The following is a 25,002-nucleotide window of genomic DNA, read 5'->3' as shown; positions in this document are numbered from 1 at the left end:
GGGGACTAGGTAATGAATTCTTTCCAATACCTAATCCCTAATGAAATTAACCGCAACACAGACGCAAATAGCGCAAGAGATTAATGGAGTCACACGTGCAACCTAAATTAATTATTCATGGGGGGGCTGGTAGTTCTCTCCACGGTAAAGGCGGATTGGAAGCGGTGCGCCGATCGCTCCATACAGTAATAGAAGAAGTCTATTCTCTACTATTATGCGGAGCAACTGCTTCAGAGGCGGTGGTGCATGGTTGCCACATGCTCGAAGATAATCCCCGCTTTAATGCTGGTACTGGTTCAGTACTACAATCTGATGGGCAAATCCGCATGAGTGCTTCTTTGATGGATGGCGCATTAGGGCGGTTTAGTGGTGTAATTAATATTTCGCGGGTGAAAAATCCCATTGAGTTGGCACAATTTTTACAAAACTCCCCAGACCGAGTGCTATCAGATTTTGGCTCGGCTGAGTTGGCGCGGGAAATGCAAATTCCCAGCTATAACGCTTTAACTGATTTGCGGTTACAAGAGTGGATACAAGAGCGCCAAGATAATTTTAAAAGCGCAATGGCTGGCGTGGTAGCAGAACCCGAACTAGTAGAAACCAGCAATGCCGGACGCGGAACCATCGGTGTGGTAGCTTTAGATGCATCTGGTAGGCTAGCTGCTGGCACTTCTACTGGTGGTAAGGGCTTTGAGCGGATTGGCAGGGTAAGTGATTCTGCGATGCCAGCAGGTAACTATGCTACTAGTAATGCAGGTGTTAGCTGTACTGGCATTGGCGAAGATATCATTGATGAGTGTCTAGCTCCCCGGATTGTAGTACGTGTAACTGATGGGATGTCCCTGAAGGAGGCCATGCACCGATCCTTTGGAGAAGCGCACCAGAACAAACGGGATTTGGGAGCGATCGCTTTAGATGTCAGTGGAGCGATCGCTTGGGGAAAAACCAGCGAAATCTTACTCGCCGCCTACCATGACGGCGAAAAAATTGGTGACACTTTGGAATGGAATGATAATGAATTGATTGGCTATTGTTGAATAAATTCTAGCGCCGCTCTTTTCAGTGCCACTTGATATCCTTGTTGCAGAATATCGATTAATTCTGCCTGATTCAAGTAATAACCACCAGATTTGCGGCGCTTGTTTATTGGCTTTTCTTGCGCCAAGCTGGTTTTACCACCTGACGACTACGGGCAATTACCAGAGAATCATCAGGCACATCTTCTGTTACAGTGGAACCAGCTGCAATATAGACATCATCTCCCAAGGTGATTGGAGCCACTAAAACGCTATTGGCGCCGGTTTTTGTGCGATCGCCTATTTTTGTACGGTGTTTCTTCACGCCGTCATAATTGGCAGTAATTGTGCCAGCACCAATATTCACCTGATTGCCGACAACGGTATCGCCTATATACGACAAATGTGCAGCATTTGTGCGATCGCCTAATTGCGTATTTTTCAATTCCACAAAATTCCCGACACGGCAACCAGCACCCACTTGTACCTGACCGCGCAAATGAGTATAAGGACCAATTCGGCTTCCCGCCTGCACAGTACTATTTATTACCACTGAATATTGCACCGTGACATTTTCAGCCAACTGGCTATTTTCAATTAAACTTCCCGGCCCAATGTGACAACTTGATTGAATCAGTGTATTTCCCCGCAGATGAGTTTGGGGTTCAATAATTACATCCGGTTGTAACTCTACAGTTTCATCAATGGTGATGCTTGTGGGATCGATGAGGGTGACACCCGCCAGCATCCATTTTTCCTTAACTCGCCTTTGCAAAATCTCGTAAGCTGTGGCTAGTTGCAGGCGATCGTTGATGCCGAGAATTTCTTGGTAGTCTTCCACATCTACTGCCATAACTTTTCCCGCTTGAGTTACAGCATCAGTGAGATAGTATTCTTTTTGAGCATTGTTTGCTTGTATGTGGGGAAGCACCTTTGCCAAATCTGGCCAACGGAAGCAGTAAACTCCAGCGTTAATCCGGTGATTTTCTCTTTGAGCAGCAGTACAATCTTTGTGTTCGACCATTTGCTGCACAATATTTTCATCGTTACAAAAAACTCGCCCGTAGCCTGTGGGGTCGGGTAGGTGCGAGGTGAGAATAGTGGCAGCGTTTTTATTTCGGGTGTGAGTTTGTAACATCTGCTGAAGAGTTTCACTACGTATCAACGGTAAATCGCCGTTAAGTATCAGCAAATCACCTGTGTAGTCTTCCAAGTGAGGAAGTAATTGCTGGATGGCATGACCTGTCCCTAGTTGCACAGTCTGTTCGACAAACTCCAAGCTGGGAATTGAATGCATGGCGGCTTGCACTTCCTCGGACTGATACCCTACAATCATGATTCGCCGTGAGGGGAAAAGTGGTTCTACACTTTCGAGAACTCTCTCGACTAGCGATCGCCCACCCAAAGAATGTAAAACCTTGGGTAAGCGTGATTTCATCCGTGTGCCGCGTCCCGCCGCTAGAATTGCTACAACTACCATAATTAGCTATCAGCTATCAGTGAAATTATGATTAATGCTGTTGGTACTTTGAAAATGTAGGCTCAAATCTATACCAGCTAATCATAGAAGAGTGAAATATACAATAAACTCCGCAAACTGCTGCATTAATTTGGGATTACGCCAACCGGAATCAGCTTCTTCTTGCATTACTGAAAGTGCTTCTGCTGAAGTAAAAGCTCTTTTATAAGGTCGTTCGCTAGTCAAGGCATCGTAAATATCAATTAGCTGGAATACTTGCGCCAGGTAAGGAATCTCATCTTCCTTGAGTCCATCTGGGTAACCTGAGCCATCCCAGCGTTCGTGGTGATGGCGAATAATAGGAATTACACCCCGCATACTCCGTAGTGGTTGGCAAATTTTTTCTCCAATCAAAACATGCTGCTGCATGATTTTCCAATCTTCGGGGGTGAGTTTACCTTTTTTCAGCAGCACTGCATCGGGAATACCCACCTTACCAATATCGTGGAGATAACCACCCCACCTCAAATCTCGAATTTGGTAGCGTGAGAGGTTGAGGTATTCACCAAAAACTTGTCCCAGTTTTACCAAGCGTTCACAATGGTTGCCTGTATTGGGATCACGACTTTCAATCGACATGGCAATGGAAAATAGTACTTGTTCAGCATGGTCTAAATCTTCGTTCAGACGCTTCTGCCGCACTAAGGACTTTACACGCGCTGCCAGCTCCACACGATCAAAGGGTTTGGTGAGAAAATCATCTGCGCCAACTTCAATTCCTCGAATACGCGATCGCCTGTCATTTAAGGCCGTTATAAAAATCACTGGGATTAGCCTAGTCTGCTCATCCTGCTTGAGCAATTGGCATACTTGAAATCCATCCATCCCTGGCATCATCACATCCAGCAAAATCAAATCTGGTTGTTTTTGAGTTACCAATCCTATAACAGTGGAACCACTATCCGCCTCAATCACTTCGTATCCTTCCACCCCCAACAGCGCAACAGCAGTCATGCGACTGGCGGCATGATCGTCAACTACTAAAACCTTCGGCGGATCTAAATCAAACCCATTCACTTTAGAACCTTTGGCTTGTAGTGTTCTAGAAACCAATGAATCATCACCACAATTAACATCAACTTTTATCCAAGAAGACACTGCTTGGTTATCTTTAACCATAAGGTCTTCTTGAGATAAGCTTAAAGAATAAGCCTCCGCATTATTTTGCGACCCTACAGCACGATTTGAACCGATACTCTTCACTGTGTTAATGGGGTTTGACCCACTAACAATTTGTTCTGTAAAGCCTGTATGGTTGGATTTCCATTGAATCACAAAGGGACTCCAAGTTTTTGCACAAGTTAACAGTGTAAGATTTCAAAAACAAATTTAATATTCAACTGTATCTGAGCCAGAGTTTCAATAGGGATTATGCATGATGTCAAGCTGCCAAACTAAGTTTTTCGCAGCGTGTATCTTTTATCTTACGAACAAGGAATATCTTGTTGTCAAATTTTTTGCTTCTAATTCCAGTATGATAAATTTGCACAAATGTTAAATCAGGGTTTTTACTGAGGTTTTTTCCACATTAGTGCCATAAATTGCTAAAATCGCTTGCTTTATATCAAACTATAGGGTTTTTATTTCAAAGCATTTATGGTAATCATTAAGCGTACATATTTTTACTTACTCAGTTATTGTAATATCTAAACACTGCCAACCAGTATGTAAAATTATATACTAGTCATAGTTCTTATTCATTTACATCAAAAAAACTTGTTACTTGAGTATCTAAGAAGGAAATCAAACTTTTTGGGGAATATGGATAATTTCTCTGAAATTAAGGAGGGAGAAACTAGTACCGCAAGGCGGAAGTCAAAAGTATTATGAAATAAACTGTTTAGGGTTTTTCAATAGTCTGCTTATTTACGCGGTGCTGTACTAGTTTGTCGTTGCGTTAACGTTCGCGCAGCGTCTCTACGAGAAGCTTACCATTGGCGTAGCCTCTCGTAGAGAAGGTATCGCGGCCTAATAGCAATTCTTTGTGAAACTGCACAAAATCAAGCTTAATCAGACTTGTGGCTTAAGCAACTTGTTCAGGAGTAACCTCACAGGTAATCGATATAATTAAAAACTACTTCCCATAAAATCCCTACCTTGTGTTCCCAACAGCCACCTTTTTCGCCAACGGGAGGTAGGTTCGAGTGAAGAGACTTGTTGCTCTTGTTGTCGCCGCATCACTATAACTTCGATTGAATCGCTTAATCCAGGATCGCGATAAGGAATGGCAGCACGGGTTAACAAGTGTTCTTTTTCGACTTGCGAGAGGGGAGTGAACGGTAGGTGCTGATTGCTGTTAGCGCGGTATTTAGCCCGTACTGAGTGGTCTTTCAACTCAGCACTCGCAGAATGTGCTGCCACAGTACCAGGCGATCGCCTTCCTACAGGTAGGGTAGAACCAATTACTAAACCAGCAGACAAAAGTGCTGTGCGTATAGCAGCAGCACAAGAATAGGTGGCTAATAAACCATCTTGATGTAAACAGAATGATACTTGTTTAATAAATTCAACAGTCCATAATTGAGGACATTGAGGCGGTGAAAAGGGATCGAGGAAAATTGCATCTGCACAGAAATCCGACTGATGTACTAGCGCAATCGTATTTCTAGCATCGCCAATTAGTAGCTTTGCTTTTAGACAAGGTGTTTGTACTTGATGTTCAAAAGCTAGCTGGGAGAAAATTTCAATATAGTTAAAGTTCCAATTGTCGAACAAGTGATGAGCGATCGCAGCTTGTGGAACCCCTGGATTCAGTTCTAAACCAATTACTTCAACATAACAGTCGGGATTCACTGCCCAAATTGTCTGCAAAGCAGCAGCTGTGTTATATCCTAGACCATAACAAACATCCAACAGCCGCACAACAGGTTTTTGCGCTGCTGTAGCCAATTGAGTAGGTTCCACAAACTTAAAAAAACTCTCCTGCCTAGCTCCATAATGGCTATGAAAGGATTCACCAAACTCCTGAGAGACAAAAGTGAAGGAATCATCTGCTGTTTGCTTAGGTGTAAAATTCTCTAAGTCTGACATTTTATAAATAAAACTAAATAATAGCTAATGCCCCATGTCCAATTCCCAATTTGTTGTTTCGCCAGCTTGGCTATTTGAACATCTAGAAGATCCGCAAGTCGTGATTGTTGATTGTCGCTTTTCTTTAGCCGATCCAGAACTAGGACAACAACAGTACCAAACAAGCCATATTAAAGGGTCATATTACCTAGATTTAAATCAGGATCTTTCGAGTCCAGTGGGTAAGCATGGTGGGAGACATCCTTTACCTAACCCTAATGATATCGCTAAAAAATTTGCAGCCATTGGGGTAAATTACCAAAAAACTTTAGTTGTAGCTTATGATGATTCGCGTTTTGCCTTTGCAGCTCGTCTATGGTGGCTTTTGCGCTATCTAGGACATGAGCAAGTCGCGGTACTGGATGGAGGCTTGGCTGGATGGCAAAAAGCTGGGTACCCTGTTACGGATGTCGTTCCTCAACCCCGAATGGGTACGTTTGTAGCTCAAGTGCAAACAGAAAAGGTGGTAGATATTACAGCAGTGAAAAGCCGAAAAGATAGCCACGAGGTAGTATTGGTAGATTCAAGAGAAAGCGATCGCTACCGAGGTGAACGAGAACCAATTGATAAAATTGCCGGACATATTCCTGGTGCAATCAACTATCCTTGGCAAGAAGTTACAGACTCTTCCGGCTACCTACTCCCTGAAGAGGAACAACGCCGTCGATGGGAACAAGTAGAAACAGCCGCAGAAATCTTGGTTTATTGCGGTTCTGGCGTTACTGCTTGCGTAAATTTGCTTTCTTTAGAATTAGCTGGCATTAGTAAGGGTAAACTTTATGCTGGCAGTTGGAGTGATTGGATTTCTTATTTATAGTCATTAGTCATGGGTTTTTAACAAATGACTAATGACAAATTCAAAACTGACCTAATTGTAAACTGTAATTAATACTGAAGAACCAGCCATCAAAATCAATATTTTCAGCAGTTGAACTACCTAAACTTCTTCCAGCCTGTACATTCAAATTACTGGTATCAGATATTCGGTAATTTAAATGTCCGAATAGTCGATGAAATTGGTCTTCTCGATCGCGCTGTGTAAAGTCCGAGAAGTTGCCCTGATAGTTAATACCAACCTGGAGAGGCTTTTGCAAGTAGTAGTTCAGAGACACCCAAAAGGTATTGATTATCCGATTACGACTTAGGGGATCAGCAAAATTTACACTCAATTCGTAGAAGCTATCTAGCGTTAATTTGGGAGTTAAGGGATCTCGCCGTCCCAGAGACAATTGCAGGGAGTTCTCATTTAACAAGCGATCGCCTGCTTTGAAGTTATCCGGGCGATCGCTATTATTGGCATAAAATAACTGTTGATTGCTCCAACTCACTTCGCCGAACATTCGCTGAGATATATGCTGGTAAATACTGAGGTTAAATCTTACCTGGTTATAGTGGTATTGTGACTGATTTATATAACGAATGAGATTGCCATCAATTGAGCCGTTTAAAAAAGTCTTAGGCCCCAAAGGGAAATATGCAGAGGCTAGTGTTAGTCCAGAAATAATTAAACCATCTTCTATGGGCCTATCATTTGATGAAAAAATATTAGTCGTCTGGAAGTAACCTACACGGCCTTGTAGATAGCCTATGGGTTTAAACTTAGGTATTATGGGTTGTTCTATCGGTGGTAGCTGCTGTTCTAGGGGTCGTAACCGCACGCGCAACCCTAATTCGCGATCGCTATCAGACTCAGGGGATAGTTTTGGGGATCGTAGCAGTTGTATTAGCCTCTCTAGCCTTTGGGAATAATTTATCTCAGGTGCCTCTAATAGTTGCTCTTTCGAGTCTGAAGGAGATATAGGCAAATTACTTGGCTGCAATTCTAACTGTGGAGAATCATTTTGCTTTTGAGTATTTTCAGGTTCTTCAGTTTGACCTGGTGTTTGCTGTGTCAGATTCAACGGCATCTGAGAGTTTAAAGTATGCAACTCACCGGAATCCTTGCACAAAGAGTTAATTACCTCTCGCTCCAAATTCTGACATCGCTTCCGATAAGTTACCTGTGTGCTTGCTAAATTTTTAGGATGCCAGATATCTATAGTTGCAGATTCTGTTGCATCTACTCTAATGCAACACCAGCTTCCACCACTGGATGCTAACAAAATACAAAAAAACAAATTTTTCCAGTTTTTGAGTCGCATCTGGTTAGATCGCATTGATCGCATTTGGCAAATGTAGACCCACAAGTTGCATCAGAAGTTCCGATTCAGAATATACAATTGAGTACATCTATTTTAGCTTTGTAGGTATATACTGAAACTACAAATTAAAACTGCTGCTTTTCGGATTTTTTCTCAGATTGTTTTGCAAAGCTGAAATGCCCCGGCAGCATTTATCCTAAAATTTAGTGAAATATAGCCATTGAGTAATTCCATAGCGAACCCCTAGCAACATATCGTCTTGCATAACTGATGACCCTGTGGCTGATATGATTAGAAAGGATTATATGTAAGGTACTCCTTATTTAATTTTTTATATCCAATACTAAGTTTTAAATCTGCCACAGGGTTAATTGCACATAATGTCAGTTTCAGCATAAAAACTTAAATAAACTAAATACATATAGGAATCCGATTTGATTCCTGAAAATAATTGCGTAGCGAAGGAGCAGTAAATAGGAAAAAAGGGAATATATATATACTGAGTTGTTTCAAAAATCAAATATGAGCCATATAGTTGATTTGTTATCTATTTTATGTATTAAATGTAAACTGAAATTCCAACTAAATTTGCTTCAAAAAACTTCTGGAACAATTAACATTAGCTTAAATATTCTATCTTTTTCATATTAGTGAAAGCTCAGAAATAATCAAAATATGCTTTATAAATCGTTTCCAGTATTAGTTATTGGTTTATGGGGAGTTATAGTACTGCCTTGGCCAAATCGAGTAAGTGCCATAACTCCTCTAACGCGAGCAGAGATTCAGGATCTCCGCAACATGGTACAACTAATACCCAAAGATAAACTGAAGAAACGTCCTGCACGCAAATTAGATGCAATGGCTCCTGGAGACGGGTTGTCAACTGGTCGAGCTTCCCTAGCAGATTTGCGTTTCAATGATGGCTCTTTGGCACGAGTTGGAGAACAGGCGTTATTTCAATTTTTGCCGAAGACTCGTGACTTTAAACTGTCAAATGGAACTGTGTTGCTACTCATCCCACCAGGAAGAGGGCGAACACGCATACAAACACCAAATGCAGCAGCAGCAATTCGTGGTTCAGCATTATTTGTACGCTACGACCAAAAAACAGACACCACGATTGTGGGCGCACTGACAAATAGTGGTATTGAAGTTTCTAATAAAGAAGCTTCTGAAACTCAAGTCCTGGAAGCAGGACAAATGGTAATTATAATTAAAGGAAAATTTCAAAGATTATATGATTTTGATCTGAGAAATTTTTATGAAACGAGCCAATTGGTTCGGGAACTTGATTTGAACAGACAAAGTCCTGTGCCTACACCTGATCCTGCAATCACCAGTGTTCAAGCCGAAACTGCTGCGGCTTTAGAAGCACAGCCACCGATAAAAGGCGAAGGAGTAATTGAAAACCCCTCTTTTGTGCAGCTAACTCCTAGCCCTTCAAATTCGCCTAGTAGTAATGAAACCCTAACAACACCTCAAAACTCCTCAACGAAAAATCCGACAAATAAAAATTCACAAAATAACACATCACCAGCCACCTCAACTAAGACAACACCCGTAACCCCAACTGACCCAGCACCTGTAACCCCAACAGAGAAATTACCAGTCACCCCAACTGACCCAGCACCTGTAACCCCAACAGAGAAATTACCAGTCACCCCAACTGACCCAGCGCCTGTAACCCCAACAGAGAAATTACCAGTCACCCCAACTGACCCAGCACCTGTAACCCCAACAGAGAAATTACCAGTCACCCCAACTGACCCAGCACCTGTAACTCCAACTGACCCAGCACCTGTAACTCCAACTGACCCAGCACCTGTAACCCCAACTGACCCAGCACCTGTAACCCCAACTGACCCAGCACCTGTAACCCCAACTGACCCAGCACCTGTAACCCCAACTGACCCAGCACCTGTAACTCCAACTGACCCAGCACCTGTAACTCCAACTGACCCAGCACCTGTAACTCCAACTGACCCAGCACCTGTAACCCCAACTGACCCAGCACCCGTAACCCCGATTGACCCAACACCTGTAACTCCAACTGCCTCTCCAAGCACATAAACTGCTAATGGGGGTACAAAATGCTCTGCAAACACCGAACGTGGTTCATTTTGTCATAATTTTATGTAAGGAATGTGGATTAAATAAAATCCAAAATTATGACATCTTTGGCTTGGCAGTGTAATTCCATCGCGGCACATAATCATCAAAGACAATTCCATCGTTTGCTTTAAATCTCTGTAATTTTAAGACCCATTTTATAGGCCTTCTCCAAAACAGTGGCAAACACCGTAATATCATGTCCGCTTAAAGACTTATCATGAAGGCCGCAGAGATCAGGGGGAAAAAGGACTTTCCGGTTTTTGCACAGATGTTGGAATCATAACTAGTTAACCGGACATGATATAAGACCTTTTTGCGTCTTCGTTTTTGGCAATCTCGACCGAATCGAAAATCACGCCTTAGATTAGCACGGGGAACATGAGGAAATAGACGATGCTCAATTGGGTTGTATTTGGTTGGAGGTGTAGGGGGGATAGTGGGCAATGCGAATTTCAATCCCCAACTCATTGGCTAGAGTTTGCAAATCCTGTTTAAACAAATATTGTCGAGAGCTATTACCGCCTCTACAGCAACCACAGCAAAAAGTGATATTCCCTACGACTAGAGAACATCGGCTAACGCTAGATTAAATCAAGGATAGGACTTACACAGGCTTCACCGGATATCCTTGTATAGAGTTCAATGACATTCTGTGTGTAAGTTCCCAGGAACTAACTTATTGCTAGAGAGAACATAAATTTATGACTTTTGATTACGACCTGTTTGTAATTGGTGCCGGTTCTGGAGGTTTGGCGGCTTCCAAACGGGCGGCTAGCTATGGGGCAAAAGTAGCGATCGCAGAAAATGATTTAGTTGGCGGTACTTGTGTAATTCGCGGTTGTGTGCCTAAAAAATTCATGGTCTACGCCTCTCATTTCCCTGCACTCTTTAGTGATGCCGCAGGCTATGGCTGGAAAGTGGGTAATGCTGAGTTGGACTGGGAACATTTCATTACATCTATAGATAAGGAAGTTCGGCGACTGTCGCAACTACACATCAGCTTTTTAGAAAAAGCCGGAGTAGAACTAATTTCTGGTCGCGCCGCATTGGTAGACCCGCATACAATAGAAGTGGATGGACGTAAAGTTACAGCAGATAAAATTTTAATTGCTGTTGGTGGGCGTCCCATCAAACCAGATTTACCAGGGATGGAATATGGCATTACCTCTAACGAAATCTTTCATCTAAAAGAACAACCAAAACACATTGTCATTCTTGGCGCTGGTTATATTGGCACAGAATTTGCTTGTATCATGCGTGGCTTGGGTTCTGAGGTGACGCAAATTACTAGAGGTGAAAAGATTTTGAAGGGGTTTGATGAGGACATCCGTACAGAAATTGAAGAGGGGATGACGAACCACGGAATTCGACTGATTAAGAATAATGTGGTAAAAACAATTGAACGCGGGTCGGAAGGTTTTAAACTGACTTTATCAGGGGAAGACCAAGAACCAGTTATTGCCGATGTGTTTTTAGTAGCAACTGGTCGAACTCCCAATGTAGATGGACTAGGTTTAGAAAACGCTGGGATTGATGTTGTTGATAGTTCTATAGAAGGACCAGGATACAGTACCACAAATGCGATCGCCGTCAATGAATATAGTCAAACTAATCAATCGAATATCTTTGCCGTTGGCGATGTCACTGACCGAATCAATTTAACTCCCGTAGCCATTGGCGAGGGACGAGCCTTTGCAGATAGTGAATTCGGCAATAACCGCCGCGAATTCAGTCACGAAACTGTTCCAACAGCCATATTTTCTACTCCAGAAGCCGCTACAGTAGGCTGGACAGAAGCCGAAGCACGGGAAAAACTCGGTGATGCGGTCAAAATTTTTCGCACTCGCTTTCGCCCCATGTACCATAGTTTGACTGGTAAGCAAGAAAAGACAATGATGAAGTTGGTGGTTGATAGCAACACTGACAAAGTGCTGGGCGCTCACATGGTGGGTGATAACGCAGCTGAAATCATTCAAGGTGTAGCGATCGCTGTGAAGATGGGCGCAACTAAAAAAGACTTTGATGCTACTGTTGGTATCCATCCCTCCGCAGCCGAAGAATTTGTCACAATGCGATAACTAGGTCATTTGTCATTTGTCTTTTGAAATCACAATTGACAAATGACGACCTTAACGAGAATACTTTGATGCCCACCCAGTATATCTACTTGCACGGCTTCGCCTCCAGTCCTAATTCTGTCAAAGCGCGGGATATTGGCGATCGCTTTGCTCAAATTCAAACAAAGCTAAAAATTCCCGATCTAAATGCTGGCGATTTTTCCCAGTTGACAATCACTCGTCAAATTACTCAAGTTACCGCAGAATTCAGTAATAATTCTACGCCAGTAACACTCATTGGCTCAAGTTTAGGCGGCTTAACCGCTGCCCACTTGGGACAGCAAAATTTACAAGTACAAAAGTTGGTGCTGTTAGCACCAGCTTTTGGATTTTTATCCCATTGGTTGCCCAAGCTAGGCGATGAAGAAGTACAACGGTGGCAGCAAGAAAAATATATCATGGTCTACCACTATGGGAAGGAGCAAAAGCTTCCCTTAAGTTACAATTTCGTTACAGATGCTGCCCAATACCAAGAGGAGTTTTTGCAACGTCCTATCCCCACTCTGATTTTGCATGGGAAAAAGGATGAAGTTATTCCTATCGAAGCCAGCCGTAACTTTGGGTATTCGCGTCCTTGGGTGGAGTTAGTCGAACTTAATAGCGATCACGGTTTAGGTAATGTTATGGAAGAAATTTGGCAGGCAATTCGCCTCTTTTGCCAATTACCTTGAAGTTGTAAAATATTAAATCACATAACTAATATTTTTAGTCATTTTTTTAGTTAGTAATGACCAATTACCAATTACCAATTACCAATGACTAATGACCAATGACTAATGACTAAAATTATGCTTCCATTTATCCGGTCAGATTTAACCCAATTTACCCCATACAAACCTCACCCCAGCAGCGATACAGCCGAATCTGTCCCAGCGCAATTTGATCGGCTAGATACAAATGAAAGCCCCTATGATTTACCACCTGAGTTAAAAGAGAAGCTGGCGTGGACGTATCAGCAAGTAATTGAAACAAATCGTTATCCTGATGATGGACATGAGACACTTAAAGATGCGATCGCCCAATACGTCAATGAATCATCTGCCATCTCACTATCCAATACTGCTGCCAATATTTCTGTTGGAAATGGTTCAGATGAACTAATCCGTTCTTTATTAATCGCCACCTGTCTAGGAGGAGAAGGTTCAATTCTAATTGCCAATCCCACTTTCTCTATGTACGGAATTTTGGCACAAACTTTGGGCATTTCTGTAGTCGCAGTGGGTAGAAATGAAACAAATTTTGAAATTGACTTAAAAGCCGCCCAGGCTGCGATCGAACAAACTCAAAATCCCCCCATTCGCGTAGTTTTCGTAGTGCATCCCAATTCTCCCACTGGCAATAGCTTAACTACGGCAGAGTTGGCATGGTTAAGAAGTTTGAGTGAGCATATTTTGGTAGTAATTGATGAAGCTTACTTTGAATTCAGTCAAACTACCTTAGTAGGTGAATTAGCACAACGCCCCAATTGGGTGATATTACGCACTTTTTCTAAAGCCTTTCGATTGGCATCTGTCCGTGTTGGCTATTGCGTAGCTCATCCCGAAGCGATCGCCATTTTAGAAAAAGTTCGCTTACCCTATAATCTCCCCAGCTTTTCCATAGCAGCAGCATTAGTTGCTTTACAAAACCGCACACTCTTGCTGGAGTCGATTCCCCAAACCCTGAGTGAAAGAGCCAAACTCATCGAAATTTTATCTCAGCAACCAGAACTACAAGTTACCGCAAGCACTGCTAATTTTATTTACCTGCGTCTTAAACCAAATAGCTTTGATTCACAAGATGCTGCGTTAAAAACTTTCCACCAGAAACTTAGAACACTTGGCACCCTTGTGCGACACATTAGCGGAGGATTACGAATTACTGTAGGAACAATAGAGGAAAACGCCCGCACCATTAATCGAGTAAAAGCTGTTTTGGCAAATTTGGAATTTTAGTAATTTACTCAGTAATTAAATCGACTGTCCATCTCACTGCCCAAACGGCGTACTACTCCTACTGTTTGTGGCAGCACACCTACTAAAAGAGCAAAAGCAGCATCCGGCAAAAGAGCCACTATTTGTGGTGGAAAGTATTGTTCAAATTGATCGAGAATTTTCTGAACTCGCTGCCCAGCCACAGGATTTTCTGTAATTTGTTTGATCAATCGAATCCACTGTCGCCTAATTAAGTAAGCCTTCTGGCGTTCTTCATTAGATTCGGGAGTTAATAAAGACAGATTACCTATGGGCAGTGCCCTTTGGCAATCACAATCGTAATCTCCACCTACAGCAGCCCCAGGCCCAGCAAACTCTGCATGGTAGCGTTTAAAGAGGATTAATCCATTTCGTCTACGACTATTAACGATGAAAACTTCTCCACTGTGTAAACGTGTAAGGATATCCGAGCCTTGCGATTGCTCAGTTCCATCTGGCATGACAAGAGAGTCAAGGAAAGTAGTTTCAGGGTAATAGGTTGATACCATAGAGGTTTGATAGCGCCGATGCTGTTCGCTATCCATGTTTTTTAAACTTTCAACGATTTTGGTAGTAATATGCACTTCAAAACAGAACTAGCTGTTATGTCAAATCAGGTTTTTGAATTCTTTATATTATCAAGAATCATTTGGCCAATTTTACTAAGATAGTAATAAATAGGCATTGTTTAGTAATTGAGTAATCATATTTTATGAGATATAGCTAGATTTGTCTTCCAATTTCGAGAGTGTTTTCTTAAAGTTTTTATAAAGATGAATATCTTAATTAAAAAGTTCTTATGAGCTATCGCTAATTTTTTAATGACAATTTTACTAGCTATTTTCATTATAATTTATTTATTTAGATATATAAAATACTCTAAGATTTTTTACTTAATTACAAATATAAAAATACAGAATTTAATAATATTTAACCATTTAAGATAAGTTTTTGAGAGTTATAGTTTTATTAATATGCCAAATAACAATATCCGTAAAAGTTCCAAAAAAATATTTTAAAGATAATTATCGGAACTTAGATTTATATAACTATTTGGGTACATTTAGCTTATATTATAGTGTTTCCTAAGCAATTAAGGTACGCCTAATATTTTCTAACAAAATCAACAGCTTGAAAAAGTTACCTTACCCGCACAGGAACCGCTATAGCTGAGTTTTTGTTAGGTTAGTTTGTACTTTGGTTGTCCATATTGGTCATAGATCGTCTCTAAAGTAATTACAATATTAAATATAAATACCAAAATACAACTCAAATAGTGGAATCAGCACTTAGATGCTTGTGCAATAACATTTGGCTTGAGCGTCTTAGGAAAAATTTATTCCAATTAGATTCAACTTTATGCACCCGATATCCCAGCTTGAAGTAAAGTTGCCTTGCTTGATGGTTATTTTCTAAAACGTGGAGATATAAATCTTGAAATCCCCACTCACGAGCAACTTTTTCACAGCTAGTCAGTAAACCTGAAGCTACACCATGTCTACGGTATTGTGGGTGAACAGCTAAATTGGATAAGTAAGGAAAAGCCATACCAACCTGGCTCCAGGAATCACTGTAACGTACACCCAGTTCTACACTTCCCACTAAGTTATTAGCCGTACCACTAGTAGCTTCAAAGGCAACTAAACAAATATGACGTGACGGAGGTGATGCCATCCGATGCCTTAAGTCTTCATAAATACCCAAACGTAGTAATGGAAAAGCCCATCCCCATATACCTTGTTGGGAGTGAAAACTTTCAGCAATAATTTGAGAAATACCAATCAAATCAGCAGGTGTAGCTGTACGAATTTGAAATTGGCAGCAAGCTGGATCGATTGGCTTTTGCTGGTATGAATGAAAAAACCGATATTTCAAGGCTAGTTTAGTATTGATTTTATTCAACGGAAATTTTTTAAATATTCTCAGACACCATTTAAACTGAAGAAAAAATTTACATTTGCCCTAGGGATTGAACTGACCTAAGATTGGTAATTCGCTTTTCCTTGTAGAGCATACAAAGTTTTACACTTTATTCTGGAGCTTTATAGTCGGCATTTTTGAAAAGGTCTTAGGAGTGACAGCTTCATCAAACTACAATCTTAAATTCAGTAGGTTCAGGTGTATCGCTTGGTTTAGGTAACGACGATATCAGTATCTTTATCAGAAAAACATCTGCAAAGTCTTACAGGTTTAGGTGAATGGGTAAATAAATAGCATAACCTGTCCGTAGGCATTACCTACAAAATTGTTAAGTAAGTACATTACCAAGAAACTCTAGTTACAAACCACCTTTGATTGCAGTACTGAACTTGTTTATGCAATTACCGCTACAGTAACAGGACTGTAATACTAGGTCATAGTAACAGGGTCTATAAGTGCTAGGGAACAATCTGCAAGATTCCTAATCCCTAATTTCTTAACTCTACACTTGTCTTAATGATAGTTCTGATTGCTAAATTAGAAAGAGGTATTTGTCTAATAGTATACTTTGGCTTTAAATCTTATTGTTTTAATATTTCTGACTCTACCATGACTACCATAAATAAAATTTACCTGCAAGTGTTAGTACAACTGTTGCGGAGGGAAAACTTAATATGCAGCTTCATCTGGATTTTTCAGCTAGCTATGAGCGCTGTATGTACTATCAGACATTGCTTACAGGAGGTGAAGTTAAATTTGGCAAGCAAGCATCGGCTCTGTAACCCTAAAACTGACAATGAAAGCAATTACACTGCACCAAAGCAAACGGTAATAGGCATAAGCCATTGAGACGAATTACTGTGAGTAAACGCTCCTACACTCAGCAGTCATGTAGCCAAAGAGCCTTAGTGGTCGAAATGCTCTGCTCTTACCTGACTCAGAAAAATTCTTACCTGATCAGATTATTCTTTATCCGACTGCCGTTGCAGCAGGAAAGCGGTGCATGAAACCCCAAGCAAACAGTAAGCCTAAAATTTTGGTTGTCGATGATGAACCAGACAACCTTGACTTGCTTTACCGCACTTTCTATCGCGACTATAAGGTGCTAAGGGCTAACTCTGGCCCTGCGGCACTCGATCTGCTGGCTCAAGAGGGAGAAGTCTCAGTGATCATCTCCGATCAGCGGATGCCGATGATGAGCGGTACAGAATTTTTGAGCCTGACAGCAACTCAATATCCAGATATTATCAGGATTATTTTAACTGGCTACACCGATGTCGAAGACCTGGTGGAAGCTATCAACGCTGGTAAGGTATTTAAATATGTCACTAAACCGTGGGAAACTGAGGAACTCAAAGCAGTGGTACGCCAAGCTTTGGATACTCACAATGTTCTCAAAGCTCGCACCCGCGAACTTACCCGCACACTTCGGCAAGAATCGCTGCTGAATACTGTCACAAATACGATTCGCAGTGCTTTAGACTATCGCCAAATTTTGCAGGCAATTGTGGATACAGTGGGTCATATGTTGGAAGTGGATGTTTGCCTGTTGCGTCCCTTCCAAGATGAACAGTTAGCGGATAAAGGATTCATTTATCAGAAGGCTCTTTCTGAAGAAGCAGAGGTGCAGGCAAATAATTCTTCTGCTATGCCCCTCTCACCCTCTACCCCTCTGCCTCTTTTGGCTCAAACTGTGTGGGAAACCCGTGAAGTTCAGGTGATTCACGATGTAACCGATGATGAGCGCATTCACGGTAATACTCCCGAACTGCGCCAACGTGGGGCAGCTTTTACTGCCGCTAACATTTGCTCTAGTTTAGTGGTGCCATTGATCTGCCAACAAGAACTGATGGCAGTGCTGGCGCTGCATCAGTGTTCTCTGCCTCGCTTGTGGGAGGAGGATGAGGTGCAGCTAGTGTTGATGGTGGCGGATCAGGCAGCTTTAGCTTTGTCTCAAGCTTATGCTTACGAACAAGTACGTGCCCTTGCCAAGCGAGAAGCCTTAATTAATACAATTACTAGCGCGATTCGCTCTAGCTTAGATCCCCAAGATATTTTTGCGGCGATCACCCAGCAATTGGGACAAGCCTTACAAGTTGATGGCTGCGTCCTATCCTTGTGGACAGAGGAAGATGAGTTTGTCGAGTGTGTAGGCTTGTATGACAGTTTTCAACATTCAGAAAATTTGCGTAGGGACAGCTTAACCCAGGCATTGCCATACCCAGACAATAATTCTAGTAAGAATAATCACCTCTTGTCACCGAGATTACCCTATTCTCAAGCATCTATACAGGAGAATCCAATCCTCCAACAAATGCTACAGACACATGAACCTGTAGTAATTAGTAATGTGAGCCATTCTCCCTCAAATGTGCAGGGTTTTGATTTGCCGTTAAAAATGCCAACGCGATCGCTAATGGTTGTGCCATTATTGGCTGACGGTAAATGTATCGGTAGTATTACTTTACATGAAGGTAAAAAAGTACGCCAATGGTTGTCATCTGATATTGATTTGGCGAAAGCAGTAGCAGCTCAAGCAGCGATCGCAGTGCAGCAGTCACACCTGTATCAAAAAACTCGCCAACAAGCTGAACGCTTACTAGAGTTAGACAAACAAAAAACCGAATTTTTCCAAAATATCTCCCATGAATTTCGCACACCCATCACCTTGATTCAAGGGCCTTTAGAGTCGGCGGTGGCGGCTGGTGAAGGATTATCTTACTCCCAAAGTGCGATCGCTCTGCGTAACTCCCGCCGTTTACTGCGATTGGTAAATCAACTCTTGGATCTACAACGTCTAGACGCGGGGAGAATGCAGCCTAGTTTCCGCCCTTGCAATATAGTCGAATTTGTCAGCCAAATTGTTGAGTCTTTTCGTCCCTACTGTGAGAAAAAAGGACTGCACCTTGTCACCCAGTTAGATGAATGTTCTACGGTGTACTTGGATATGGAGAAATTTGACAAGGTAGTTTACAACCTCCTGTCAAATGCCATGAAGTTTACTCCCGAAGGTGGCACGATCAGTGTCAGGCTAAAATCTGAACATGATCGTTGCATATTGCAGGTAAAAGATACTGGGATTGGCATTGTTAAAGAACAAATTCCCCACCTATTTGAGCGTTTCCGCCAAGCTGAAGGTTCCGCAAACCGATCTTATGAAGGCAGTGGTTTGGGTTTAGCTTTAGTTAAAGAACTAGTAGAATTACATGGTGGCCAAGTCACTGTAGAATCAGTTTACGGCGAAGGCACCACCTTTAGTTTATGGCTTGTTCCTGGAAATACTCATTTACCCGCACAGCAATTACTAGAAACACCTACTGAACTGAATACGAGCCGCGCTAGCGTAGAATTGGCTGATTTAGAACTGGTAGACTCAACAATAGACAATATTGAAGATATTACAATAAATTTCTCCTCTAATATTGATACTCAAAACTCAGCGCTTAAAACTCAGCACTCAATTTTAGTTGTAGATGACAACCCGGATTTACGAACCTATGTATCTGAAATTTTCCGTCGCAACGGCTATCATGTACGCACAGCTCGTAATGGTTATGAAGGGCATAGTGTAGCTAAGGAAATTATACCCAGCTTGATTGTGACTGACTTAATGATGCCCTTAGTGAGCGGACTTGAGATGATTAAGATGATTCGCCATGAGGAGAAGTTGAAAGGAACACCAATCATTCTGCTGACTGCAAAAATTGACGAAGAAACCCGCATCGAAGGTACAGAACATGGGGCAGATGCTTATTTAGCAAAACCATTCAATGATCGGGAACTCTTGGCGGAAGTTCGGAATCTTTTAGCATTGAAAGAAAATGAACGGCGAATCGTGGAGTTAAATACTTATCTAACAGAATCGGTGTTAAAGCGCTTTTTACCGGCTGTATTAGTTCAAAAAGCCGCAACCGGAGATTTAACGTTAGATTTGCGCCCAGAACCACGCTTAATTACAGTTTTGTTTAGTGACATCGTAGGTTTTACACAGTTAGCAAATACTCTTAGATCGCGGCGAGTAGCAGAATTGCTAAATGAATATTTAGAAGCCATGACCAAGGTTGTATTTGCCAATGGCGGCACTGTAGATAAATTTATGGGAGATGCTATCTTAGCTTTATACGGAGCGCCGGAAGAACTAACCCCCAATGAACAAGTACGTCGTGCCATCAATACAGCAAGAGCAATGCACCGCTCACTAGCTGACTTGAACCAGCGCTGGCAAAACCAAGGTGTATTCGATGGGGACAAACTTACTAGCGTCCAGTTCCGGTGCGGTATCCACCAAGGTACTGCTGTTGTGGGGATGTTTGGTAGCGCTGAACGTGCCGATTATACTGCCATTGGGCCAAGTGTGAATATTGCTGCAAGGTTGCAAGCTGCTGCTGTTCCCGGTACTATCCTAGTTTCTGCTGCTGTGGCAGATTATTTGCAAGAAGGAGAAATTACTAAAGGTAGTCCGCTAGAACTTAAAGGAGTAGATGAAACAGTTTTGACTTTCGCTGTTACACCAGAGCTAATTGTTAATCGCTAAAATTTAGACTGGTATTTTAAAGCATTACCAATGAGTAAGAGTGCCTAATCATATCCAGTTTATATAATATGACACCATCAATTGCAGATAAAACTCCAATTCCAGCCAAAGTCTGGAGGCGACACACTGATCCACCAGGTTTATGGATTTCTGTCGTTATAGGTTCAGTCTGTCTGCACTTGCTGGCTTTCTGGCTGATGCGCTCATCTAATGCATTTAGTCTCTGGTTTCCTCAGCAAAGTCAATCTGCTGTTCCCATTGAATTGATAGACATTGCTCCTACAAAAAAATCGACAGCTAGAAAAGTTTCACCAAAGCCAGTATCCTCAACTAAAAAGTCTGTACCAGCACGTTTACCACAAATAGTACGAACTACGCCCAAAGATCAGGATTTGGGCGCAATAAATTCTGCTGATAATCTCCAGCCAAAAAGCCAAATTTACGCCTCTAAACCTAGTAGTCAACCCTTTAGGCAACAGAGAGTTTCTACGCCGACATCTACAACTACGACTACAGCCACACCGAAACCCACGCCGACGCCAACATCGACACCAACCCCTATACCGAAATCTACACCTACAGCCACATCGACACCGACCTCAACAGTTCCAGTTAATAATCTACCTTGGAACCGCCGTCAAGAAATTAAACTGGGAAGGGGAACGGCTCTACCAACAGGTATTCCATCAAATCCACCAGTTTCGGAAGCTGAAAATAGAGAGACTCCACCTACCCTCACTCAGGAAACTCCACCAACTGCGAGTAGAGAAACTCCATCAACTCCAAGTAGAGAAACTCCATCAACTCCGAGTAGAGAAACTCCACCAACTCCAACTGGAGAAACGCCATCAACTCCGAGTAGAGAAACTCCACCAACTCCTATTGGGGGGGCATCGGTAGCCATAGTAGCTCCTTTGCTTAGAGATGAAGTGAGTAACTTGATACAATCAGGAAGATTACGACAAGATGCTTTACCCGACGTTATCGCTTCATACAGGGGAAGCAACGCCAAACAACTGGATTCAAGTTTTCTCCCCCGCGATTCGGAAGTTAAGCCTGCACAGATCCTTGCTAGCTTAATAATTGATCGCAATGGCAATTTTCAACAGGCTCAAGTTCTAGAAATAGAACCGGCAACACTACAAAGTGAAAAAAGCATATATGAGCAACTTCTCAACGACGTTTTCAAAACTGAAAACTTTCTTGCTGCTCACAACAACGATGGCACAAAACCAGATTTGAGTAATTTATTTGTACGCATCAAAATCCAGCCTGTTAATTCCAACTAAATGCTTGAATTTTTCCGAAAACTATGTTATTTTTATAGGGTTGGAGATTTGCGGGCGTAGTTTAGTGGTAAAACTATAGCCTTCCAAGCTATTAATGCGGGTTCGATTCCCGCCGCCCGCTTAGAAAAAACTCTCAAATGCACTATCACAGCAAGATTTAACAGATAAGGTGCTTGAGAAAATTACTATAGGTAGGTACACTTCCTCGACAGTTTACTAATAGTGCAAGAAGTTAGTCTGGGTTTGATAAAATAAAGAGTTATTTTTAACTGTTTATTTTATGCAATGCCTACTCTGTAGTTATCACAAAACTTACAGATAGATAACAAATAGCAAGCCAATAGTACTACTATCTGTAAGCGATCGCCAACTTTGACAAACAAATAAAAAACTAGAGGAATATCGTACAGCTTTAATTTTCGAGTATTCCTCATTGCTCTAATATCAACAACTTAAAATATTTCTTTATCCAAATTTGCCACTGACGTAATCTCGGGTGTCTTCTTGTTGAGGATTGTTGAAAATATTCTCTGTCAAGTTATATTCAACCAGATATCCCATTTTGCTGCCCGTTTCTGTCGCCTGTGCATTGAAAAAAGCTGTCATATCTGATACCCGCGCTGCTTGTTGCATATTGTGGGTAACAATAATAATAGTATATTGCGACTTCAGTTCTTGAAGTAATTCTTCAACCCGCAAAGTTGAAATTGGGTCAAGAGCAGAGCAGGGTTCATCCATTAGCAAAACCTCTGGTTGAATTGCGAGGGCGCGAGCAATGCACAAGCGTTGTTGTTGGCCACCAGATATAGATAAACCACTTTGTTTGAGTTTGTGCTTAACTTCATCCCATAAAGCAGCTTGCCGCAAACTCCGTTCTACCAATTCATCCATATCACCTTTATAACCATTAATCCTTGCTCCAAAGGCGATATTTTCATAAATTGACTTTGGAAAGGGGTTAGGCTTTTGAAAAACCATACCAACCCGACGGCGCAATTCTACTGTATCAATTCTTTTGTCATAAATATCGGTTTCACCAAAGGTAATTCTTCCTTCAATACGTGCGCCAGGAATCAAATCATTTAAACGGTTAAAGCACCTTAGCACAGTGCTTTTACCGCACCCAGAAGGACCAATAAGAGCAGTAATTTTGTTTTTGCCAATATTTAGGTTAACATCACGAACTGCTTTGAAATTACCATAGAAAACAGATAATTGTTCAGCTTGTAAAATATTTTCGGAAGTGGCGGTTTTTGAGCTTGATACCATACAAAAATTTCAGGTTAATGCTGAAAATCTAAATTTAAATGAAGTTGATTTATTTAGCGTGACTGCTGGAATTTATTGCGTAAAAATATTGCTGTTGAATTCATTAACAAGAGCACGAGCATCAAAACAATAATGCCAGCAGCAGCATTCTGGTGAAACTCAACTTGAGGACGAGAAACCCAATCAAAAATTTGAATTGGCAGTGCTGTAAAAGAACTTTGCAAACCTTGTGGAGAAAGCTGAGGCAAAAAAGTAATGAACCCAACAGCCCCAATTACAATCAACGGAGCCGTCTCGCCGATCGCTCGTGAAAGTGCCAGAATTGTACCGGTAAGTATACCCGGTAAAGCAATGGGGAAAATTTGTTCTCGGATGATTTGCCACCTATTAGCACCAAGAGCAAAACCTGCTTGCCGTAGGCTATCGGGAACCGCACGCAGTGATTCACGAGTAGTAATGATGATAATTGGTAGAATCAACAAACTTAAAGTTAAAGCACCAGCTAGGATACTGCGTCCCCTGGTGATTGGTTCCATTACCCGCACAAAAATTTGCAAGCCCAGCAAGCCGTAAATAATCGATGGTACTGCGGCTAAATTTGCAATATTAATTTCAATTAAGCGAGTAAACCAGTTGTCCTGGGCATACTCTTCTAAGAAAATTCCTGCGCCTACTCCTAAAGGAAATGAAATTAAGGCTGTTATTACCAACAACCAAATAGTACCAACTAAGGGAGCTAATATTCCAGAAGAGGAGGCACGACGCGAGGAGAAATTGGTAAGAAAAGACCAATTCAAGCGTCCAACACCGTCAGTTAAAACATCAACGAGCAAAATAGCTAATACCAGCAACGCAAATAAAGTTGCAACCCAAGTAGCGATCGCAAAAACTTTGTCGAGGTTGTAGCGTTTATTGATCGAGAGATCAAAGTTCGGATTTGCCCCAGAGTCAGACAGATTTGTAAACTCAGTATTGCTCTTTGTCATTCGTATTTCTCCCGGAAGCGACGAACAAACCAGTAACTAAAAATATTTAGGGCTAAGGTGATGAGAAACAAAGTCATACCCACCGCAAAAATAGTTTTATAGGCCAGTGAGCCTGCTGGTGTGTCTCCTTTACTTACTTGGACAATGTATGCTGTCATTGTCTGAATTGGCACTAGCGGATTTAAACCCAACTGAGGATTTTGACCAGCTGCGATGGTAACAATCATTGTTTCACCAATTGCGCGGGAAATAGCCAAGATAAAAGAAGCTACTATCCCAGATAAAGCCGCTGGTAACACTACTGAAATAATTGTTTCCCGCTTAGTCGATCCTAATGCATAGGCACCTTCTCGCAAACTACGCGGAACGGAATAAAGAGCGTCTTCACTTAGAGAAGCTACCAGAGGAATAATCGAAATTCCCAATACTATACCCGCACTCAAAGCATTAAATCCCTGCATACCAGGGATGAATGTTTGGAGGAAAGGTGTAACTGTGAACAGTGCAAAGTAACCGAAAACAACAGTAGGTACCCCTGCCAACACTTCTAGGGCTGGCTTTAGCCATTTGCGAAGTTTAGCTGGGGCATACTCACTCAAGCAAATTGCAGCTAACAATCCTAGTGGTAATGCTACTGCGATCGCAATTACAGATATGAGCAACGTGGCGCTAATAAGCACCATGATTCCAAACTGCTGATTTGTAAACAGTGGTGTCCATTGTGTATCTGTCAAAAACTGCCAGATGGAAACTTCTTGAAAAAATTCAACAGTCTCAAAAATCAGTGTTAAGACAATGCCAACCGTGGTTACAACCGATACGAAAGCAAATAAGGCAAACAGCGCTTTAACACCAGTTTCCACCCGTTTACTCAAAGTCCGATTGGGCTGCCATAAGTTGGAATTACTTGGTTGATTAGATAACGGTTTGGAAGTCATTTACGGACAACCTCATAAATTCAAACTCTCTTTACGTATATGGCTACACTACCATTCTATGAAAATTGCCCTCATGCTGGAAATAAAGCTTACTTTCAAGACCATAAGCCTTAAATAAAACCAGTATAAGAAGCTACTAC

The 25,002-nt window shown here is 41.7% G+C and carries 18 protein-coding genes, 1 tRNA gene and 1 pseudogene; 9 read left to right on the top strand and 11 right to left on the bottom strand.

The annotated features are described in order from the left end of the window. The first annotated feature begins 83 nt into the window (after positions 1-83). Positions 84-1,037, top strand: a complete 954-nt coding sequence (locus H6G26_RS15015) for an isoaspartyl peptidase/L-asparaginase (protein ID WP_190730017.1) — start codon at positions 84-86, stop codon at positions 1,035-1,037. Here the strand turns inward: H6G26_RS15015 and H6G26_RS15010 are convergent. The 4 genes from H6G26_RS15010 to H6G26_RS14995 all read right to left on the bottom strand — a co-directional run bounded on the left by H6G26_RS15010 (position 1,028) and on the right by H6G26_RS14995 (position 5,565). After that, entirely contained in the window at positions 1,028-1,165 is a 138-nt protein-coding gene (locus H6G26_RS15010; protein ID WP_190730065.1) for a hypothetical protein, read from the bottom strand. The genes H6G26_RS15015 and H6G26_RS15010 overlap by 10 nt on opposite strands. Next, the gene (gene glmU, locus H6G26_RS15005; protein ID WP_190730016.1) at positions 1,144-2,496 is read right to left on the bottom strand and encodes a bifunctional UDP-N-acetylglucosamine diphosphorylase/glucosamine-1-phosphate N-acetyltransferase GlmU; all 1,353 of its coding nucleotides are present in this window, start codon (positions 2,494-2,496) and stop codon (positions 1,144-1,146) included. Before glmU ends, H6G26_RS15010 begins: the two co-directional genes overlap by 22 nt. Before the next feature lie 81 nt (positions 2,497-2,577). Then, positions 2,578-3,810, bottom strand: a complete 1,233-nt coding sequence (locus H6G26_RS15000; protein WP_190730015.1) for an HD domain-containing phosphohydrolase — start codon at positions 3,808-3,810, stop codon at positions 2,578-2,580. 792 nt (positions 3,811-4,602) lie between these two features. Then, positions 4,603-5,565: an MnmC family methyltransferase gene (locus H6G26_RS14995; protein WP_190730014.1), complete on the bottom strand. Its 963-nt coding sequence runs from the start codon at positions 5,563-5,565 to the stop codon at positions 4,603-4,605. A 34-nt stretch (positions 5,566-5,599) separates the two neighbouring features. On the opposite strand from H6G26_RS14995, the gene H6G26_RS14990 reads away from it, so the two are divergent. Continuing rightward, positions 5,600-6,421 (top strand): sulfurtransferase, encoded by an 822-nt coding sequence (locus H6G26_RS14990; protein WP_190730013.1) that lies wholly within the window; start codon positions 5,600-5,602, stop codon positions 6,419-6,421. A 40-nt stretch (positions 6,422-6,461) separates the two neighbouring features. Here the strand turns inward: H6G26_RS14990 and H6G26_RS14985 are convergent, their stop codons facing one another. Next, positions 6,462-7,745, bottom strand: a complete 1,284-nt coding sequence (locus H6G26_RS14985) for a hypothetical protein (protein ID WP_190730012.1) — start codon at positions 7,743-7,745, stop codon at positions 6,462-6,464. A 675-nt stretch (positions 7,746-8,420) separates the two neighbouring features. Here H6G26_RS14985 and H6G26_RS14980 point away from each other — a divergent pair. Then, the gene (locus H6G26_RS14980; protein ID WP_190730011.1) at positions 8,421-9,815 is read left to right on the top strand and encodes a FecR family protein; all 1,395 of its coding nucleotides are present in this window, start codon (positions 8,421-8,423) and stop codon (positions 9,813-9,815) included. A 426-nt stretch (positions 9,816-10,241) separates the two neighbouring features. On the opposite strand, the pseudogene H6G26_RS41780 reads toward H6G26_RS14980, so the two are convergent. Then, a pseudogene (locus H6G26_RS41780) lies at positions 10,242-10,380 on the bottom strand (ISAzo13 family transposase); the annotation flags it as partial. A gap of 178 nt (positions 10,381-10,558) precedes the next feature. Between H6G26_RS41780 and gor the strand changes: the two are divergent. From gor to H6G26_RS14960, 3 genes are all read left to right on the top strand, one after another. Next, complete coding sequence (gene gor / locus H6G26_RS14970) at positions 10,559-11,935, top strand: glutathione-disulfide reductase (protein WP_190730010.1); 1,377 nt, start codon at positions 10,559-10,561, stop codon at positions 11,933-11,935. Between the two features lie 68 nt (positions 11,936-12,003). Then, on the top strand, positions 12,004-12,645 hold the full coding sequence (locus tag H6G26_RS14965; protein WP_190730061.1) for a YqiA/YcfP family alpha/beta fold hydrolase: 642 nt from the start codon (positions 12,004-12,006) through the stop codon (positions 12,643-12,645). 117 nt (positions 12,646-12,762) lie between these two features. After that, positions 12,763-13,908, top strand: coding sequence for a histidinol-phosphate transaminase (locus H6G26_RS14960; RefSeq protein ID WP_190730060.1), 1,146 nt, complete (start codon positions 12,763-12,765; stop codon positions 13,906-13,908). An 8-nt stretch (positions 13,909-13,916) separates the two neighbouring features. Here H6G26_RS14960 and H6G26_RS14955 read toward each other — a convergent pair whose 3' ends face one another. Both H6G26_RS14955 and H6G26_RS14950 read right to left on the bottom strand, forming a co-directional pair. Next, a complete protein-coding gene (locus H6G26_RS14955; protein WP_190730009.1) occupies positions 13,917-14,471 on the bottom strand; it encodes a hypothetical protein in 555 nt (184 codons plus the stop codon). A gap of 724 nt (positions 14,472-15,195) precedes the next feature. Next, positions 15,196-15,801, bottom strand: a complete 606-nt coding sequence (locus tag H6G26_RS14950) for a GNAT family N-acetyltransferase (protein WP_242053726.1) — start codon at positions 15,799-15,801, stop codon at positions 15,196-15,198. Between the two features lie 1,048 nt (positions 15,802-16,849). On the opposite strand from H6G26_RS14950, the gene H6G26_RS14945 reads away from it, so the two are divergent. The 3 genes from H6G26_RS14945 (at position 16,850) to H6G26_RS14935 (ending at position 21,790) form a co-directional block, all read left to right on the top strand. Further along, entirely contained in the window at positions 16,850-20,380 is a 3,531-nt protein-coding gene (locus H6G26_RS14945; RefSeq protein WP_190730007.1) for a response regulator, read from the top strand. Positions 20,381-20,448: 68 nt separating this feature from the next. Then, positions 20,449-21,669: a hypothetical protein gene (locus H6G26_RS14940; protein WP_190730006.1), complete on the top strand. Its 1,221-nt coding sequence runs from the start codon at positions 20,449-20,451 to the stop codon at positions 21,667-21,669. Positions 21,670-21,719: 50 nt separating this feature from the next. Next, positions 21,720-21,790 (top strand) — tRNA-Gly (locus H6G26_RS14935). A 344-nt stretch (positions 21,791-22,134) separates the two neighbouring features. Here H6G26_RS14935 and pstB read toward each other — a convergent pair. The 3 genes from pstB to pstC are packed head-to-tail and all read right to left on the bottom strand — an operon-like array spanning position 22,135 to position 24,862. Next, positions 22,135-22,938 (bottom strand): phosphate ABC transporter ATP-binding protein PstB, encoded by an 804-nt coding sequence (gene pstB, locus H6G26_RS14930; protein WP_190730005.1) that lies wholly within the window; start codon positions 22,936-22,938, stop codon positions 22,135-22,137. Between the two features lie 53 nt (positions 22,939-22,991). Continuing rightward, positions 22,992-23,924, bottom strand: a complete 933-nt coding sequence (pstA, locus tag H6G26_RS14925) for a phosphate ABC transporter permease PstA (protein WP_190730004.1) — start codon at positions 23,922-23,924, stop codon at positions 22,992-22,994. Next, positions 23,921-24,862, bottom strand: coding sequence for a phosphate ABC transporter permease subunit PstC (gene pstC / locus H6G26_RS14920; protein ID WP_190730003.1), 942 nt, complete (start codon positions 24,860-24,862; stop codon positions 23,921-23,923). Before pstC ends, pstA begins: the two co-directional genes overlap by 4 nt. Positions 24,863-25,002 lie beyond the last annotated feature (140 nt).

It is taken from the genome of Nostoc sp. FACHB-888 (assembly GCF_014696655.1).
Lineage (GTDB): Bacteria > Cyanobacteriota > Cyanobacteriia > Cyanobacteriales > Nostocaceae > Nostoc.
Note: the sequence above shows the minus strand (reverse complement) of the source record. Positions and strands in the feature narration are given on the sequence as shown.